Source organism: Psychrilyobacter atlanticus DSM 19335 (assembly GCF_000426625.1).
Classification (GTDB): domain Bacteria; phylum Fusobacteriota; class Fusobacteriia; order Fusobacteriales; family Fusobacteriaceae; genus Psychrilyobacter; species Psychrilyobacter atlanticus.
In genome coordinates this window covers 808625-823614 of sequence record NZ_KE384548.1, presented here as the reverse complement: position 1 = coordinate 823614, position 14990 = coordinate 808625, and the positions used below count along the sequence as shown (strand labels likewise).

Genomic DNA, 14990 nt, shown 5'->3' with positions numbered 1-14990 from the left:
CATTTAAATAACATTCATGCAAAAATCATCTAGAGATTGTATCTTTAATAGATGCACTTTAAATAGGCTCTAATTGAAATTGATTTTACTTTAATCCCCATTCTTCATAAGTTTCTGCATTATAATAATGAACACCTAATGTTAATTCCTGATTTTGAACTGTAAATTGATTAACAGCCGTAAATAATGGTTCTTTTTTAAAAGGAATATGAATGCACTTCGCAGTATCATTATCAATTCTTTTAGCTAAACTTTTAGGCCAATATTTACGACAAGCTTCGGGTTTTAAGATATACTTATAACCAATATATACAATGATTATAGGCAAGTCATAGACGTCTACTGCCTGTTCTATTTCCCAATTTAAAGCTCCTCTATCCCAGTTAGTGTCAGCAGATAAAAGAATTACCATGTTTTTTGATCTAGAGAATCTTTCTTTTAATCTAGTTTCTAATGTTCTTTTTAAACTTCCATCTTTAACTTTATAAGTTTTTTCATGGCTATCAGTGAATCTAAAATCAATTTTATCTGATTTATTCCAAGCCTTAATTAAGCCATAGCATCTAAAATCACTTTTTACCGGATCTTTTTCTCCATTTCCATCAAAAGCAACATATGTACCTGTTCTATAAGATGTTCCTGCCATTTTTATGCCTCCCTTTATTTATTAAATTGTTTCTAATTGTTTTAATTGGTAGAAATTTATCTTGTCTTTTTTCTTTTCATATATAACAATTTTTAATTTAGAAGGATAAGTTAATTTTGTCTTGCTAATTTTAAAAGACCAAATAATAATGTTTAATAATTCTTGATCAGATATACCGATATTTTCCTTGAACCTAGTCATCCCACTACCAAATACAGGGAGAACAATAGTATTACCATTATAAACAGTATCTATATTATCCCAGAATTCAAATAAAAAATTAATAAAATCAATTTGTAATAAATATGCTCTATTCTCGTTATCAAATTTTGTCATTGCGGTCAATAGGTAATTTTCTAATTTAAAAATAGATCCCAATTTATACTTTTGTTTTTTTCCATTATTTCTCTTGCTATTAACTTCTAATTTTTTATTTGATAAAAAGGTTGATTCTTCAATCTTAGAATCGAGGTCTTCAATAGAATTGATAGAACCAGTTTTTATATATAATTTATTTTCGATATATTGACCATTTAAGCTTTCTTTAGAAATAATTTCGTGATCAGTTGTGGTATCAAAATATTCGTTAAATGCAATAACTTTATATCCTTCTTCTTCAAATATATCTGCAACTTTGATTTCAATTACTGAATTATTTATTTTTAAAGTAACTTCTTCTAATGTGTTAGCTTTATACCATAAGGTTATATACACACCCATCAAAACAAATAAAAATATTAAACCTATCCATTTTTCTTTCCCTTGGATATCTACAAAAATTAAGCCAAAGGAAGCTACCGTTGAAATAAATGCTACTAAATTTAAATACCTTGATCTTAGGTTTCTTTCAAAAAAATTAACTTTAATTTTCATATTTTTTATCTTTTTAAACATATTTTCTTTTCTCCTTTTTTAGTGTGTGTTCTCTTTATATTTTATTAAAATATGGCCTCAACATCATCATTATTAGAAATAAGAGTGCTTTCATATATTAAATAATTTCTATCCCAATCCGTTTTTTTTATATATCTAAGCTTTTTTTCTTTATCGAATAAGTTACGGCTAATTTTAATTGTATATTTATGTGTTGGATTAGTCCCTGTAAATACTAAATAATCAAAATCGATATCACTTCCCTCGTAATAATGCTTATCTTTTAATAATTTTTTTAAATCTTCTATTCCTTCAATGTAAAAATTATATTCTATTAGTAATCTTTCTTTTAACGCTTCTATTAGTGGATGGTTGATACTAATAATTTTATTTACTTCTTCGGATTTATCTTTATTCGCTTCATTAAGAAATGTAGCTAGTTTATCTAGATTAGAGATATTATTTTCTAATTTTTCTATTAATTTGATCTCTTTGTTTCTTGTTTGTTGTTCTAAAAAATTTCGAAATAATCCAGCAAATTGCTCTTTTAAATATTTGCTTATATCCGATGACGACTCAAAACTTTTTATATTATTATTTTTCTCTTTAGCTTTTAACTTTTCTATAAATTCATAAATTTTTTTATCGTCAACATAACGATATTTTATATCATTATCTTTATTATAAAGGTATGTTTCATATTCTGATAAAACATTTTTTTCAATAAAAATATAAACTTGTTTATCTTCTTTATACGCTGTTTCTAATTCTATTTGAGAAATCGAATTATTTTTAATTTTACCTTCATTCCCATAACGTCCACCTATAATGGAAATTAAAATATCAACATTTTTTATCTCTTTATAGCAATATTCTTCAAGGGCTTCATCTTTTCCATAAGGAATATTACCTTCTTCATTTCTAATTGATTCATACCCTAAAGTTTGGATAAAAGAATCTAAGTCTGATCTAATCTGTTTTAGATCATAAAATGTTGAACTTATAAAAATTCTTGGTTTAGCCATTTTGTTTATATCCTCCTTTAAATATTTTTTCCATTTCATAGATCAAAACTATCTTCCTCTTTTCCAAGTTTTCCTTAGTCTATAGTTGGTTAATTATATCTATATTAACTTTTTTTTAGTTATTTTACAATTAATTTAGTTTAATTTTTATAAATCCCTGTATTATTTTCAATTTTTTTGTACAAAAAAAGACAGTTAGTACTGTCTTTTTCTTTTTAATTATCATAACACTTGGTGTAGAACCAACTGCAATTTTTTTAATACTTACTACAAGCTTCATACCCCAGTGCTTCCGCTTCCTTCAGAGGATAACTCCCTCCTATACTTTTCAGATATCTACATCCTTTTCTATGATACTTCTTACCGCTTTTAGTCACATATACTACAGAATCTAGATTCTTTGATGAACTGCTGGTAGAAGTAGTTTTATTTTTCTTACCTCTTCTATAATCCCAGGGAGCTATTGGATTAGATGATTTCCATAATCCTAATTTATTAACCCTGGCATATTTTTCTGCATTCTCCAGATCTTTATCATTTCTAGCATAATTTTTATACCACCAGGCATACCCATTTTTTACAATTTCTTTATTTAGATACTTTCCATTATAGTAGACCTTCCCTACCTTCCTGCCATAACGATCTGTATCCATTACTTCTACTTTTACATTTCTATTTGCTATTCTTTTATGCACAAACTCTTTGGCTTCTAATCCGTATTCTTGAGTTTTTTCAGGAGTATCGATTCCATAAAACCTGATCTTATATTTCTGGTTATTAGCTACTATATGGATTGTATCTCCATCACTTACATAAGAAACATTACCTGTAAGAGTCTGGGCACTTAAAATTGTAAAAACAAATAGAAAATTTAAAAGGATAATTATTTTTTTCATGGCTCCTCCAAATATTTTTCCCCCATTCAGCTTGTGACTCGACAGTAGCTCAGGATTCTTTCACATGTATTAGCTTATCTTCAAATTTATAAAATGTTATCTCTATCCTATTGAAGATATAAAATTATATTTATCTTTACACCACTGAATAACCATATTTACACCATTATAACTATTGAAGTATCTATCTTCTAGTGGTAAGACTATTTGATAAGTACGGCGTATACTTGTTGCACCTATATGTAAATTTTTTAAATTTTTTCTCTCATAAATAACTTGGTTGGCACCATATTTCCCACAATTGCTTGATTCACAGATAGAACAGTCATCAAACCCTAAAGAATTATTACAATATGCTTGAACTATTCTATATTCAGAGTTATTAGTTTCTCCATTATTTTGTTTCTGTAAATGTTCCCTAAAAAGGGAGATGATTTCATCAAAATATTCTATTTCACTTTTGATTTTTTTTACATTATCGTCATTATCGGGAGTTTCTTCATACCAAAAAAAATCAAACCATTCATCAAATGATACTTCTCCTCCTACTTTTTTTTCAGTTCTTTCTTTTCCAACCTCTTGATATATAAAATAGTTAATTAATGCTATCGATAATATCAAATTGTTTTTTTGAATATTATTCATTGTTTTAAGCAATAATTCAAATTTTTTAAGCATCATTTTTCTTTGTCTTGTAGAAGTTTCTATAGTTAAGTTTTTTAAACAATTTAAAAATAATCCCTTATTAAATTCATTTAAATCAGCTATATACTGTCTATTTTCAGTCTCTTTTATAATATTATTTTTTAAATTTGTATATTCAATTTCCTTAAACTCATGATAATTTAATTCTGGGAGATTCAACTCTAAATTAAAAAACTTTTTAAAGTAATCTTCATTCCCATAATCTTCTCCATAGATATTACTTACACTAGATTTTAACTGTGACTTATTTATTAAAAAAATGAATATTATGTTATTTACATCAAATATATGTTTTATTGTTTCTAAAACTTCAATAGCAAAATCAGGCCTACATCTGTCTAATTCATCGACTAATATGACTTTAGGTTTAAAACTAGTCCCTATAACAGCTTCTTGTGATAAAGCAATTTTAAAATCATTTATCATTTTTTTGTATTCTTTATACTCTGTTAAAGAACTTTCATTAATACCTGTAAATAATTCTTTTAAATTTTCAATATCTTTATCTGTCATTTTAAAATTTTTAAGTATAATTTCAAATAATGCTTTTAACCCTTTTTTAGCAATATTTTTTAAAACTATTTCTGCTTTCTCTTTTAATTCAAAACTTAAGGTTAATTGCTCATTTAATTCTCCTATTATCGTTTTCATGGGATCACTAAAGCAATCATTTTGCCAAGCGTTATATTTTAAAACTTCGATGTTAAATTCATCCACATTATTATATATAATATATTCTTCTAATGCTTCTGCAAATAAGCTTTTTCCCATTCCCCATGTAGCATTAATCGAGATGGTCCTTATTTTTTCATATTCATCTTTTTCTATATTACCTTTTTGATCTTCAAATTCTAAAGAAATTAATGAATAAAGTTGTTCTAAAAAATTTTTTCTTTCTGATGTTAACTTATTAAATTTAGACATTTGCTCCCCTTTATTTCCTACAAATCTAATATCATCTTAGCAACCCTACCATACTCATGGTAGGTATCATCTTTTCTCAAAACAATAGGTGGATATTGATGATTATCACCTAGTCTTGCTATTGATTTAATTCTAATTATTTAAAGTTTCATAAACTTTTTTCCCAAAATCAGTGAGTAAGTACTTTTTACAAGAATTATTCCACCTCATATTCCCATAACCGGCTTCATAATAAAAAATATCATTTTTGGACAGGATAAATTCAAGCATCATTTCTTTTTTTTCACCTAATTCTTCATTTGTATAGCTTTCTGGAAAATTTTTAATTTTTAAAAATTCTTCTAAATCTTCTAATAAAGTTTCATCTATAACCTTTAATAGTTTAAAAAATTCTTTTTGGGTTATTTTTTCATACAAAAAACCATGAAATGCTTGAGAAACATAATATGCTTTATCTCTGGAATCAGCACTAGATAATACAGATATAACTCTTTCAAAAAATCTTTCTTCATCACCGTTTACATAGTTTGATAAAAATTTTACTCTTTCTTCAAAATCTTTTTCTTTTAAAGAATATAAAAAAGTATATAATTTTTTATTAAATAATTTTTCTTGTATTGAATATCCTAAATCATGAATTGCTAAGATTGGAGATATTATACCCCCAAGTTTTGGGACATAAGATATTAAGTCCAATGTTTCTCTTGATAGATTTACATTCATCTCCTACTCCTCAGCATAAAATTCAATAGCTTTATTCTTCATTTCATCAATATTTTTAAATTCGGTATGTGCTCTAATAATTTCTTGTGCATATTTTTCTTTTGTTACCCCTTTTCCAGGGCCGGTATCAAATTTACTTTCAAATTCTTCCAGAGATCTCACTGAGGAATACCTCTTAAAAAATTCATCTGAAAGGAGATCCTCCGTAGAAATATTTCCTTCATCTAACATTTTCATAACACCTTTAATTGCAACTTTACTAGACATTTAGTACCTCCATTTAAAAATTAAAATTTTAATAAAGACTAATTATATATATCGATAAGTTATTCTTCTGTTATTAATTTACCATCTCCTTTTATCCTATGGTTTGCAAACCTTACAAGCTTCTAATCCTCTTCCTTTAGCCTGATCTATACCCATAGCCGTAGCATTTTTATTATACCTACAGCTCTCTCTATGATACTTCTTCCCACTTTTGGTTACATATACTACAGAATCTAAGTTCTTTGGTGAGCTGTTATTGGAGATAGTTTTATTTTTCTGTCCTCTCCTATAATCCCAAGATAGCTATTTCCTTTTGTTTTACTATCATCTTTTAAACTGTTTAATTTATAAATATAAATAATTAAAGAACTTCCCAATCATTAGCTAAAATATCATGAATTGAGAAGATATAAGGGACAGTGTTTCTTCCATCAGATAAAACAATATGGTCTAACTTAAAACGTTTAGCTGTAAAGTATGTGACAAATTGTGGAATTATTAAAAATAAAGTTTCAAATTTTCGAATAAAATTAATATCTAAATCAATTCGATAATTTGCATCATGTACAATCTTATGTCTTATACTAAATGATTTTTTAATTATTTCCAACCACTCAGGGAACAATGAAGAAATAGAAGATTCCTTAACAAATTTTCCATTAAAACCAAAAAGATCAATCTTTGTTACACACACATATTCAAAGAAATTTGAGCCCCATAAGCTAGAATAAGCATCTTCTAAATCATTTAGATTTTGAAAATTAAAACTTTTACTCAATAATTCTATTAATGTAATGTTTTCAAGTTCCATAGAGTCCTCTGTGATTTTCATTTTTGCAAACAACTTTTTTATACTTTCCTCATCTTCTGAGTAGATAAAAATAAAGATGTCTCTAAAGAAAGTTTCCCAACAACTTATAAGAAATACGAAATATTGTCTACTCGCAATTTTTACTAAATCTTTTTTTAATTCCTCTTTCCCTAAGTGACTATGCATTAGTATTGTATTTTCACTAAAATTAGCAAGAAAATTGAAATTAAAATCTTTAATAGATTTTCTACTTTTCCTTAGATCTATTAATTCTTTTATTAAATGTTTGTTTTGCTTTCTAACTTTTTTCATTTTTTTCTCCTATAACTTAAAAATATTTTCTTTAACTTTCTTCGTCATATCTAACCTCTTCTGTTAAATAAAAATTATTTTCAAAAGGAAGTCGAAAATTATCTGTATTAATAAATTCGGTATATAAAATTGGGAAATATTCCCAAAATTCTTTCTTCGAAGAAACATCTTGCGCTAAAGCCTGTTCTATATAACGTTTTATATTATTTGAAATATGCTGTAACAAACCAAGTGGTTCTTTATAGTATTCTCTAATTTGAAAAGTTTCTATACTTTCATGTACAGTTTTATCTCTTAAAGTTTTAAATTGTTCTAAGATTTCTTTAGTTTTCTTTCTATTTTTTCGGTAATCATTTCTAGAAACTACTATCTTTATTGTTTCTTTATTTAAATGTTGGCCTAAAAACCCTTCTGAAAAGCCAGCAATTCCAGCTAATTTAGACGTTATTAGATCATCTCCTTTTATTTTTACAATCCCCTCAAATGCAAACCAGTATTTTAAAAACTTCATGTGATAATTTTTTTCTTCTTTGATAAGTCTCATCCAATGTAAAAACTTAAAATAATCTTTTTTTAGTTCATTCTCAGTTGCATAGTGAATATATATTTGGGCATTATCTATAGGATTTATAAAATTCCTTCCCATTTCGAAAGCAGTTTGGTAACCAGTACCATTTCTTTTTCTAGAATATAATTTATTTGTTTCAAAATTTCTAATGATACCAGCTTCTTTTAAACTGCTATTAGACATTATTCCATATTTTAATCCATCATATAAATCTAAAACTTTTAAAAATTCTTTTTCTGCTTTTTCATCAGCGTCTTTAGGTGTAGAAGCTTCTATAAAAATAGAAATTATTTGAGAAACTACTTTAGGAATTGTTTCTTCAAAACTTTTAGCAGATTCTTCAAACAACTCTTTTTCTTTTTTAAAAAGAGTTTTTATTTTTTTTATTTCAACATTTCCATATATTCTAGGATGAGGAAGAAGAATTGTATTATGTGCTACTAATCTAGTTACTAAAAACATTTTTTCACTCCTTTAAATTCAAACAGAATAATAATTTTTTAATAAAATATTTTTTAATATAGTGCTTTTGAACACTCTTATCTAATTTATTAAAATCAAAACCCTCCAAAGATAAAAGTTCGCTATAAAGGGATTCACCATCTTTAGAAATAAATAATAAAGCGTCATTAATCAAAGGGTAATCTAAATCTATTAAATCAATTTTATTATTGATGTAATATTCTAAAATTCTTTTTACTTCTTTGTTCTTTCGATCAGCTAGAGCGAGCATGAAATTTACTCTTTCAATATTTGAGTGCTCCATTTTATTAAATTTTTCAACAATAGGACCTTTTAAATAATTTAAAGCTCCTGATCTCGCTATTACTAAACAAAAATTAAGAAGTTCTGCATCCTTAAATTTAATTTTACAATTAAAATATTCTTTTAAATAATAAAGAGCTTCTAGAGTTCTATCCGCCGAGGAATAAAACATGCCTTTATGGTAAGAATTTTTAGTTTCTAAACAAAGTTTTTCTTTTTTTTCAATAGATAATTTATTAAAATCATTTAAAATAATAGGAAAAAATTTTTTATACTTATACTCATTTTCTAAAAAATTATCAATAATATTTTCTATGTTCATATCTCTAACCTCTTTTAAAACTTAATTTTATTTACTCTTCCTCGTTCAACTGCCCTATAAAACGACCAACTATAACAAACTCGTCACTTTCTTTAATTTCAACATCTGGATAGTCTCTATTATCTGACCTTAAGAAACAGTGATCTTCTTGACATATATATCTTTTAAGTAATGCTTTATTATTATGTATAAATGCTCCTACTTTTTTATTAGGAACTTCTACATCTTTCCTTATGAAGACTATAGAACGATTCTCAATAGTATACTCCATTGAATCCCCAGAAACCTTGATAGCAACAACGTTTCCTGAGAACTGCTTAATATCAGGAACAGTTATAAATTGAACCTCTTCATCCTCTAAATCTTCTAGGCCTGCTCCTGCTGAAATAGAGTTATAAAGAGGAATTTTTTTAAAATTACAATCTAAATCTATATTTCCTTCTGGAAGACAATCATCCTCTTCTAAGTATCCAACTATTTTATATAATTCTTTATAATCAATTCTTAGAGCAGTTGCAATATTTCTTAATTGAAAAGCATTTATTTTCTTTTTATCTCCCTTTTCAATTCTATTTAAATCTGCAACATTCAAATTTGATTTTAGTGCAAATTGATTAAATCCATATTTTCTTTTCTCTCTAAGACTTTTTATATAGTTTCCTAGTTCTTTTCTTTTCTTCTCTGGTACATCATAACTTTTAATCATGAATCAAAAACCTCCTGTTCTTCTTTAATATTATATTATGCTAACTTTACATTTGTAAGTTTATTTCTAAAAAGTATTTACAAACGCAAATTTATGTAGTAGACTTACAATTGAAAGCGGTAGGGGGTGATTTATTGAAGCTTATTCAAAAAATAAAAATAGAAGCTGTAAAAAATGATACGACTTTAACTTCTTTATCAGAAAACATAGGGATTAGTAGAGAAAACATGTATTATCATATTAATAAAAACAATCCTTTTGTGATAGAGAAAATCGAAGTAGCATTAAATTTATCTAAAAATTTTTTCAAAAAATAAATTACAATTGCAAATAGATTTTATTTTGAAAAAATAATATTTTATTTAATAACAAGGGGGGAACTATGGAAATTTCAAATGCTAAGGTTATAAAAACTGTATTTAGGAATAAAGATAAGATAAAAAAGAATGAATTTATAAAGAAAGTAAAAAAGCTGACCTATGATCTTACTCCTACTGGGGAGAAGCAATATAAATTATTTTAAGGGAGGATAACTATGGCTAGACCAGATTCAGCTCTATCCTTAGAGCTAGAAAGAAGTATGAATATGCAGGTAAGAGTAGAAACATTTGAAGAACATCTGAGGCATGCAGGAGTAATAGACGATCTCGATGATGAGAGAAGGGTAAAGAGTTTCAATCTAAATAAATGGAATGAAGATATGCAGAAATCATTTACTAAAACTAGATCCAAGATCCTAAAATTAAAAGATCTCTTATCTATGAAAAAAGCCCTGGAAGATCTAGATGAAAAAATAAATGATTTCAATGAAACATATTTTGAGAAAAGAAAACAGATAGATGCCTTAGAGGTCCAGTATGAAGCTTTGGATGATGAAGTAAGAGTATGGCTCCTAGAATATGCTGTCAGCTGCAGAGAAAAGCTGAAGATAGAAAATTCTAATATTGAAAAGAAACTTATTAAAGAAAATTTAGGTAAAAAGAGAGGAAAGATATGAATAAAGAAACTGTGAAATATACCATAGCTGAAGTTCAGCAGGATAAACTTATAGACTTAGGATTAGATATAAAAGATGCTTTTATCATTTCTTACCTAAAAGATATGAAGACTTGGAAAAATCTTTTAGAAAAAACTGTAAATGGGGATGTATATATGTGGGTTGATTATTCTAAATTACTCTCTTATCTTCCTGCATTAAAAATCACTACAAACGATGTACTGTCTAGAAGATTAAAAAAATATCAGAATTTAGGATTAATAAAAAGACACCTACATAAAAATTTGGTTTACGGATCATATAACTTTATCTTCTTGGAAGAAAAGTTCAATACCTTATTTGAATTTAATAAAATAGAAGATACAGAAGATGAGATAGAAGAGATGAAAAAAAAGATGGGTCTTTTAGGTCAACAAACTCCGCACCCGTCTCAAAAGTCGTGTGGTTTCGACTCAAAAGTAGCCTCTACACCGTCTCAAAAGTCGTCTGATAATACTCCTATAAAGATACTCCCACAAAAAGATAGTAGTAGCACAGAATCAAATCCCGCTGCTGCCTCTGATGAAACTTTTTTTCAAAATCTAAAAGATCTACTCATTAAAAATAATTTTAAAAACTATAATTCCCAGACCCTAAAAAATATTAAAAATTATTCAAAGGGATCACTGGAAGAGGTTAAAAAAGTAATTGAATTTATGAAACTAAAAAATAAAGCTATAAATTCTAAAACCTTAGTAGCAATTCTCAAAGATGGAGATCACAAGATAGTTGAGCCGATAGATTTAAAAAAGGTTCCTAAGGCTGATAAAGTAGCCCATATGCTGAAAATCACTACACAGGATGAAATTGATGACCTATGTAAGCAGATAGCTAAATCATTTGGGTATGAAGAATATAACAACCTGAGTAAAAGTGATGAAAATATAGTAAATACTGAGTTAGAAAATATTTTTTGCAGGAGATATAACAAGCTTCAGAGGGGGAATTGATGGATGAGATAATGACACCGAATGGCTTAATTGATGAACTGAAGGATCGCTTTAAGATAAGTATCATAGAACTTAGAGGAAATCTCCCAGAGTACGAAATTAAAATGTACTGCGATGCTTTGGGAATTACAGAAAAAACATTCTTTTGGGCAGTAAAAAATTGGAAGTCTAAAAAAGAATTAAAAAAGCAGGAGCAATCAACATCTAAAATTTATCCGACCAAAGAAAAAAATAGAGGTATGAAAACCACTCCTACAGGTAAATTATAGCACAAAATTAAAATTTCCGACCAAAGAAAAAATATTAGGAGTGCTAATGATCTACCTGGATTATAGCAGCTAATATAAAAATTGTATTTAATTTAGGAGGGATAAAGATGGAATTTCAAGGAACTATTTCAAATTGGGTAAAATTCAGCACCATTATGCTTGATAGCATCAAAGAACTTCAATTCATGGGAGAGATCTATACAGATGAAAAGAGTATAAAAAAATATGCAAGGGAGTCATATTTAGTAAGAGAAGCGATAAAATTTAAGATGTAGGAGAGAAACAAATTATTATTTGTTTGGTGGACATTAAAAATTAAATAGTGTGCTTAAAAATTACTTTATAGGCTATACTTGTAGTATAAATTATTATTGGGGGTTGTAATGAATAAATATTTAGTTGAGAAAGGAAGAGAATCAGAGTTTCCAAATCCTATTAAAGTTTTAAAAGGAGAAAAAGTTAAATGCATCGAAGAGTCTAATGAAAATGGTGATTGGAAAGGTTGGATTTTTTGTAAAACTATTAATAATGAAGGGTGGATCCCACAACAAATTATTGATCAAAATAATGATAAAGGAATTATATTAGAAAATTATGACGCTACAGAATTTAATCTTGAAATGGGAGAAATTTTAGTGGAAGAAAAAGCTTTAAATGGATGGATTTGGGGTTATAAAGAAAAAGAACCACAAAAGAAAGGATGGGCTCCATTAAACCATATAGAGATTCTAAAATAAAAGCAAAGGGAGAAATTAATGAAAAAAATCATTTATGGTACAACAAATGATGCCAAGGTAAAAGAGATGAAAGAGGCGTTAAATGGTATGGATATTGAAATCATTGGGTTAAACGATATTAAAAAAAAAATACCTAAAGTAATTGAAGATGGGGAAACTCCATTAGAAAACGCCAAGAAAAAAGCTGAGACATATTTTCAAGAATTTAAAATTCCAGTTTTTTCTTGTGATTCAGGACTCTATTTCGAAGGAGTAAAGGATATAGATCAACCTGGAGTTTATATAAGAAGGGTTAAAGGAAGAGAACTTTCTGACGATGAAATGATAGAATATTATTCAAAAATTGCGAAAAAGAATGGTGGCGAAATTATTAGTCGCTATGAAAATGCTATCTATCTAAAAATAGATGAAAATACTAGCTTTGAATATCAAGGACCTGAAATATCTCTTAGTAATTTTATAATATCAGAAAAACCTTATAACAAAAAAATAAAAGGTTTTCCGCTAGATTCATTATCTAAAAATATTATGACTAATAAATACTATCTTGAAGAAAAGGAACCAGATGAGCAAGAAAATCGTATGAACGAAAGAGTTAGAAAATTTTTTAAAGAAAGTTTTAAGCACACTATTTAAAATAGTGTGCTTTTTATTTATAGAAACAAATAAGAATTTGTTAGGAGGTGATCATGAAAAAAAGAATATTTTGACACTATAAAATCTGGAACTAAGGTGTATGCTATAGATTTAAGTCGAAAATTTATATAAGGAGGAAATTAATTATGAGTAATGAAAGAAAAGTTAATATAGTAAAATTATTAAAAAAAATGAGGAAGAAAGATGAGAAGTAAAAAGAAAGTAGGAGCTTATGTGAGAGTTTCTACCAGTATGCAGGAAGAAAATGATTCCTTAAAGACTCAGATATCAAAAATAGAATCATTTTGTGAGCTTCATGATTATGATCTTCATATGATCTATGAAGATGTTGGGAGTGGAGGAGATGATGAAAGAAAAGGTTTTAAGGAATTACAAAGAGATATAGATAATGGGCGAATTGATATATTATTAGTTTATGAAACTTCCAGGATATCTAGAAAAAGTAGTACAATGATTTCATTTATTTCAAATATAATAGAAAAAAATGTGGATTTTGTTTCAATCTCACAGCCGGATCTTAATACTACTACATCCACAGGAAGGTTGTTCTTCACTATAAATGCTGGGTTAGCCCAATATGAGAGGGAACAAATATCAACTAGAGTAAAATCTAGTGCATATGAGAGGGCTAAAAAAGGCCATTGGATGGCAGGGCAGCTTCCCATAGGATATAAGAGGGATGAAGAAAAGAATATTGTTATAAACGAAGTAGGAGCAAGACAGGTAAGAAACTTTTTTATGACCTTTATAGGAAATCGATCCTTAAAAAAAACTTCTGATTTGTTCGGGAGATCTGTAGAAAGTATGAGGTGGATCTTAACGAATCCTTTTTATATAGGGAAATATAGATTTGGTGTAAGGAAAAATAATCTTCATAATAAAAAAAAGCAGAGAAAAGGAGAATATCTATTAGTAGATGGTACCCAGGAACCTATTATAGACAAAGAAATGTTCGACAGGGTACAGTTATATATAAAAGGGAATCGTGTTTTAAATAAAAAAAACATAAAAAAATCTAATTTCATATTAGGAGGGTTGATCAGATGTAGTTGTATGAAAAAGATGTATGGGAATGGAAACTATGTAAAAAAATATGATAGGTTATACAGGAGTTATCAGTGTGACAATTGTAAAAAGAAAATTGACGCAGATATAATAGAGGGAGAGATCTTTGAAAGGTTGAAAGAATTTGAACAATTAAGAGAAATAAATGATGTGTCTTTGGATAGTCTAGAGCTAGAAAAGAATTTAGAAGTATATAAAAATAGAAGGGCCAGTATATTAAAAGAAAAGGATAGGCTGCTTTCACTACTTTTGAAAGAGTTGATAGATGAATCTGAATTTACTAAGAATAGAGAAAAAATAGGTAAAGATTTAGAAATTGTAATAAAGGAAATATCTGTTATAGAAGAAACTATGAGAAAGAAAGAAGATGGATCAGATGAAAACTTTGAGATATTGGTAGAAGTTGCAAATAACTATAAAAATTATGATATTATGGATCTCCGAGAACTTCTAAGAATGATAATAAAAGAGATAGTGGTAAAGAATATAAATAATAGGAAGAATTTTGAGTATGACATAGTTTTAGAATACTAAAAAAGAAGTATTAATTAATACTTCTTTTTTTATATTGTTATTCAATTAATTTTTGTGATGACTCCTCTAAACGTAGAGGGGTTATATGGTACCTGAGAAGGGACTTGAACCCTTAAGGGCATACGCCCGGGGGATTTTGAGTCCCCTATGTCTACCATTCCATCACTCAGGCATCTACAAAAATTATTATACTAGAACT

General features: G+C 27.4%; 20 protein-coding genes and 1 tRNA gene. 9 read left to right on the top strand and 12 right to left on the bottom strand.

The window, feature by feature from the left end; genetic code table 11:
* Positions 1–85: 85 nt before the first annotated feature.
* The 11 genes from K337_RS0115760 to K337_RS0115705 form a co-directional block, all read right to left on the bottom strand.
* Positions 86–646: a TIR domain-containing protein gene (locus tag K337_RS0115760; protein ID WP_028857445.1), complete on the bottom strand. Its 561-nt coding sequence runs from the start codon at positions 644–646 to the stop codon at positions 86–88.
* Positions 647–667: 21 nt separating this feature from the next.
* Positions 668–1540, bottom strand: a complete 873-nt coding sequence (locus K337_RS0115755) for a macro domain-containing protein (protein ID WP_051251840.1) — start codon at positions 1538–1540, stop codon at positions 668–670.
* Positions 1541–1584: 44 nt separating this feature from the next.
* Complete coding sequence (locus tag K337_RS0115750) at positions 1585–2544, bottom strand: DUF4062 domain-containing protein (protein ID WP_028857443.1); 960 nt, start codon at positions 2542–2544, stop codon at positions 1585–1587.
* Between the two features lie 257 nt (positions 2545–2801).
* Entirely contained in the window at positions 2802–3440 is a 639-nt protein-coding gene (locus K337_RS18790) for a thermonuclease family protein (protein ID WP_051251838.1), read from the bottom strand.
* Positions 3441–3542: 102 nt separating this feature from the next.
* On the bottom strand, positions 3543–5069 hold the full coding sequence (locus K337_RS19425) for a KAP family P-loop NTPase fold protein (protein ID WP_051251837.1): 1527 nt from the start codon (positions 5067–5069) through the stop codon (positions 3543–3545).
* A 132-nt stretch (positions 5070–5201) separates the two neighbouring features.
* Positions 5202–5792, bottom strand: a complete 591-nt coding sequence (locus K337_RS0115730; protein ID WP_028857442.1) for a hypothetical protein — start codon at positions 5790–5792, stop codon at positions 5202–5204.
* 3 nt (positions 5793–5795) lie between these two features.
* The gene (locus tag K337_RS0115725; RefSeq protein ID WP_028857441.1) at positions 5796–6059 is read right to left on the bottom strand and encodes a hypothetical protein; all 264 of its coding nucleotides are present in this window, start codon (positions 6057–6059) and stop codon (positions 5796–5798) included.
* A 361-nt stretch (positions 6060–6420) separates the two neighbouring features.
* Positions 6421–7182, bottom strand: a complete 762-nt coding sequence (locus K337_RS0115720; RefSeq protein WP_028857440.1) for a HEPN domain-containing protein — start codon at positions 7180–7182, stop codon at positions 6421–6423.
* 31 nt (positions 7183–7213) lie between these two features.
* On the bottom strand, positions 7214–8212 hold the full coding sequence (locus K337_RS0115715; RefSeq protein WP_028857439.1) for a hypothetical protein: 999 nt from the start codon (positions 8210–8212) through the stop codon (positions 7214–7216).
* Positions 8213–8216: 4 nt separating this feature from the next.
* Complete coding sequence (locus K337_RS0115710; RefSeq protein WP_028857438.1) at positions 8217–8837, bottom strand: hypothetical protein; 621 nt, start codon at positions 8835–8837, stop codon at positions 8217–8219.
* 31 nt (positions 8838–8868) lie between these two features.
* On the bottom strand, positions 8869–9543 hold the full coding sequence (locus K337_RS0115705) for a helix-turn-helix domain-containing protein (protein WP_028857437.1): 675 nt from the start codon (positions 9541–9543) through the stop codon (positions 8869–8871).
* 134 nt (positions 9544–9677) lie between these two features.
* Between K337_RS0115705 and K337_RS0115700 the strand changes: the two genes are divergently transcribed.
* The 9 genes from K337_RS0115700 (at position 9678) to K337_RS0115660 (ending at position 14791) form a co-directional block, all read left to right on the top strand.
* On the top strand, positions 9678–9860 hold the full coding sequence (locus tag K337_RS0115700) for a hypothetical protein (protein ID WP_028857436.1): 183 nt from the start codon (positions 9678–9680) through the stop codon (positions 9858–9860).
* A 65-nt stretch (positions 9861–9925) separates the two neighbouring features.
* Positions 9926–10066, top strand: a complete 141-nt coding sequence (locus K337_RS20030; protein ID WP_156877376.1) for a hypothetical protein — start codon at positions 9926–9928, stop codon at positions 10064–10066.
* Between the two features lie 12 nt (positions 10067–10078).
* Positions 10079–10540 carry a hypothetical protein gene (locus tag K337_RS0115690; RefSeq protein ID WP_037030024.1) on the top strand — a complete coding sequence of 154 codons (462 nt, stop codon included), beginning with the start codon at positions 10079–10081 and terminating at the stop codon, positions 10538–10540.
* Positions 10537–11529 carry a hypothetical protein gene (locus tag K337_RS0115685; protein ID WP_028857434.1) on the top strand — a complete coding sequence of 331 codons (993 nt, stop codon included), beginning with the start codon at positions 10537–10539 and terminating at the stop codon, positions 11527–11529. The genes K337_RS0115690 and K337_RS0115685 overlap by 4 nt, the downstream gene beginning before the upstream one ends.
* A complete protein-coding gene (locus tag K337_RS0115680) occupies positions 11529–11798 on the top strand; it encodes a hypothetical protein (RefSeq protein ID WP_028857433.1) in 270 nt (89 codons plus the stop codon). Before K337_RS0115685 ends, K337_RS0115680 begins: the two co-directional genes overlap by 1 nt.
* Positions 11799–11905: 107 nt before the next feature.
* Positions 11906–12073: a hypothetical protein gene (locus K337_RS20025; protein WP_156877409.1), complete on the top strand. Its 168-nt coding sequence runs from the start codon at positions 11906–11908 to the stop codon at positions 12071–12073.
* A 108-nt stretch (positions 12074–12181) separates the two neighbouring features.
* Positions 12182–12535, top strand: a complete 354-nt coding sequence (locus tag K337_RS0115670; RefSeq protein ID WP_028857432.1) for an SH3 domain-containing protein — start codon at positions 12182–12184, stop codon at positions 12533–12535.
* Positions 12536–12553: 18 nt separating this feature from the next.
* On the top strand, positions 12554–13171 hold the full coding sequence (locus K337_RS0115665; RefSeq protein ID WP_028857431.1) for a non-canonical purine NTP pyrophosphatase: 618 nt from the start codon (positions 12554–12556) through the stop codon (positions 13169–13171).
* 204 nt (positions 13172–13375) lie between these two features.
* A complete protein-coding gene (locus K337_RS0115660; RefSeq protein ID WP_028857430.1) occupies positions 13376–14791 on the top strand; it encodes a recombinase family protein in 1416 nt (471 codons plus the stop codon).
* Positions 14792–14877: 86 nt separating this feature from the next.
* On the opposite strand, the gene K337_RS0115655 is transcribed toward K337_RS0115660, so the two are convergent.
* Positions 14878–14963 (bottom strand) — tRNA-Leu (locus tag K337_RS0115655).
* Positions 14964–14990: the final 27 nt, after the last annotated feature.

What these genes read in the sequence shown, in the direction of transcription:
- K337_RS0115760 (WP_028857445.1), bottom strand. Translation starts at nt 646, where the DNA reads ATGGCAGGAACATCTTATAGAACAGGTACATATGTTGCTTTTGATGGA.
- K337_RS0115755 (WP_051251840.1), bottom strand. Translation starts at nt 1,540, where the DNA reads ATGTTTAAAAAGATAAAAAATATGAAAATTAAAGTTAATTTTTTTGAA.
- K337_RS0115750 (WP_028857443.1), bottom strand. Translation starts at nt 2,544, where the DNA reads ATGGCTAAACCAAGAATTTTTATAAGTTCAACATTTTATGATCTAAAA.
- K337_RS18790 (WP_051251838.1), bottom strand. Translation starts at nt 3,440, where the DNA reads ATGAAAAAAATAATTATCCTTTTAAATTTTCTATTTGTTTTTACAATT.
- K337_RS19425 (WP_051251837.1), bottom strand. Translation starts at nt 5,069, where the DNA reads ATGTCTAAATTTAATAAGTTAACATCAGAAAGAAAAAATTTTTTAGAA.
- K337_RS0115730 (WP_028857442.1), bottom strand. Translation starts at nt 5,792, where the DNA reads ATGAATGTAAATCTATCAAGAGAAACATTGGACTTAATATCTTATGTC.
- K337_RS0115725 (WP_028857441.1), bottom strand. Translation starts at nt 6,059, where the DNA reads ATGTCTAGTAAAGTTGCAATTAAAGGTGTTATGAAAATGTTAGATGAA.
- K337_RS0115720 (WP_028857440.1), bottom strand. Translation starts at nt 7,182, where the DNA reads ATGAAAAAAGTTAGAAAGCAAAACAAACATTTAATAAAAGAATTAATA.
- K337_RS0115715 (WP_028857439.1), bottom strand. Translation starts at nt 8,212, where the DNA reads ATGTTTTTAGTAACTAGATTAGTAGCACATAATACAATTCTTCTTCCT.
- K337_RS0115710 (WP_028857438.1), bottom strand. Translation starts at nt 8,837, where the DNA reads ATGAACATAGAAAATATTATTGATAATTTTTTAGAAAATGAGTATAAG.
- K337_RS0115705 (WP_028857437.1), bottom strand. Translation starts at nt 9,543, where the DNA reads ATGATTAAAAGTTATGATGTACCAGAGAAGAAAAGAAAAGAACTAGGA.
- K337_RS20030 (WP_156877376.1), top strand. Translation starts at nt 9,926, where the DNA reads ATGGAAATTTCAAATGCTAAGGTTATAAAAACTGTATTTAGGAATAAA.
- K337_RS0115690 (WP_037030024.1), top strand. Translation starts at nt 10,079, where the DNA reads ATGGCTAGACCAGATTCAGCTCTATCCTTAGAGCTAGAAAGAAGTATG.
- K337_RS0115685 (WP_028857434.1), top strand. Translation starts at nt 10,537, where the DNA reads ATGAATAAAGAAACTGTGAAATATACCATAGCTGAAGTTCAGCAGGAT.
- K337_RS0115680 (WP_028857433.1), top strand. Translation starts at nt 11,529, where the DNA reads ATGGATGAGATAATGACACCGAATGGCTTAATTGATGAACTGAAGGAT.
- K337_RS20025 (WP_156877409.1), top strand. Translation starts at nt 11,906, where the DNA reads ATGGAATTTCAAGGAACTATTTCAAATTGGGTAAAATTCAGCACCATT.
- K337_RS0115670 (WP_028857432.1), top strand. Translation starts at nt 12,182, where the DNA reads ATGAATAAATATTTAGTTGAGAAAGGAAGAGAATCAGAGTTTCCAAAT.
- K337_RS0115665 (WP_028857431.1), top strand. Translation starts at nt 12,554, where the DNA reads ATGAAAAAAATCATTTATGGTACAACAAATGATGCCAAGGTAAAAGAG.
- K337_RS0115660 (WP_028857430.1), top strand. Translation starts at nt 13,376, where the DNA reads ATGAGAAGTAAAAAGAAAGTAGGAGCTTATGTGAGAGTTTCTACCAGT.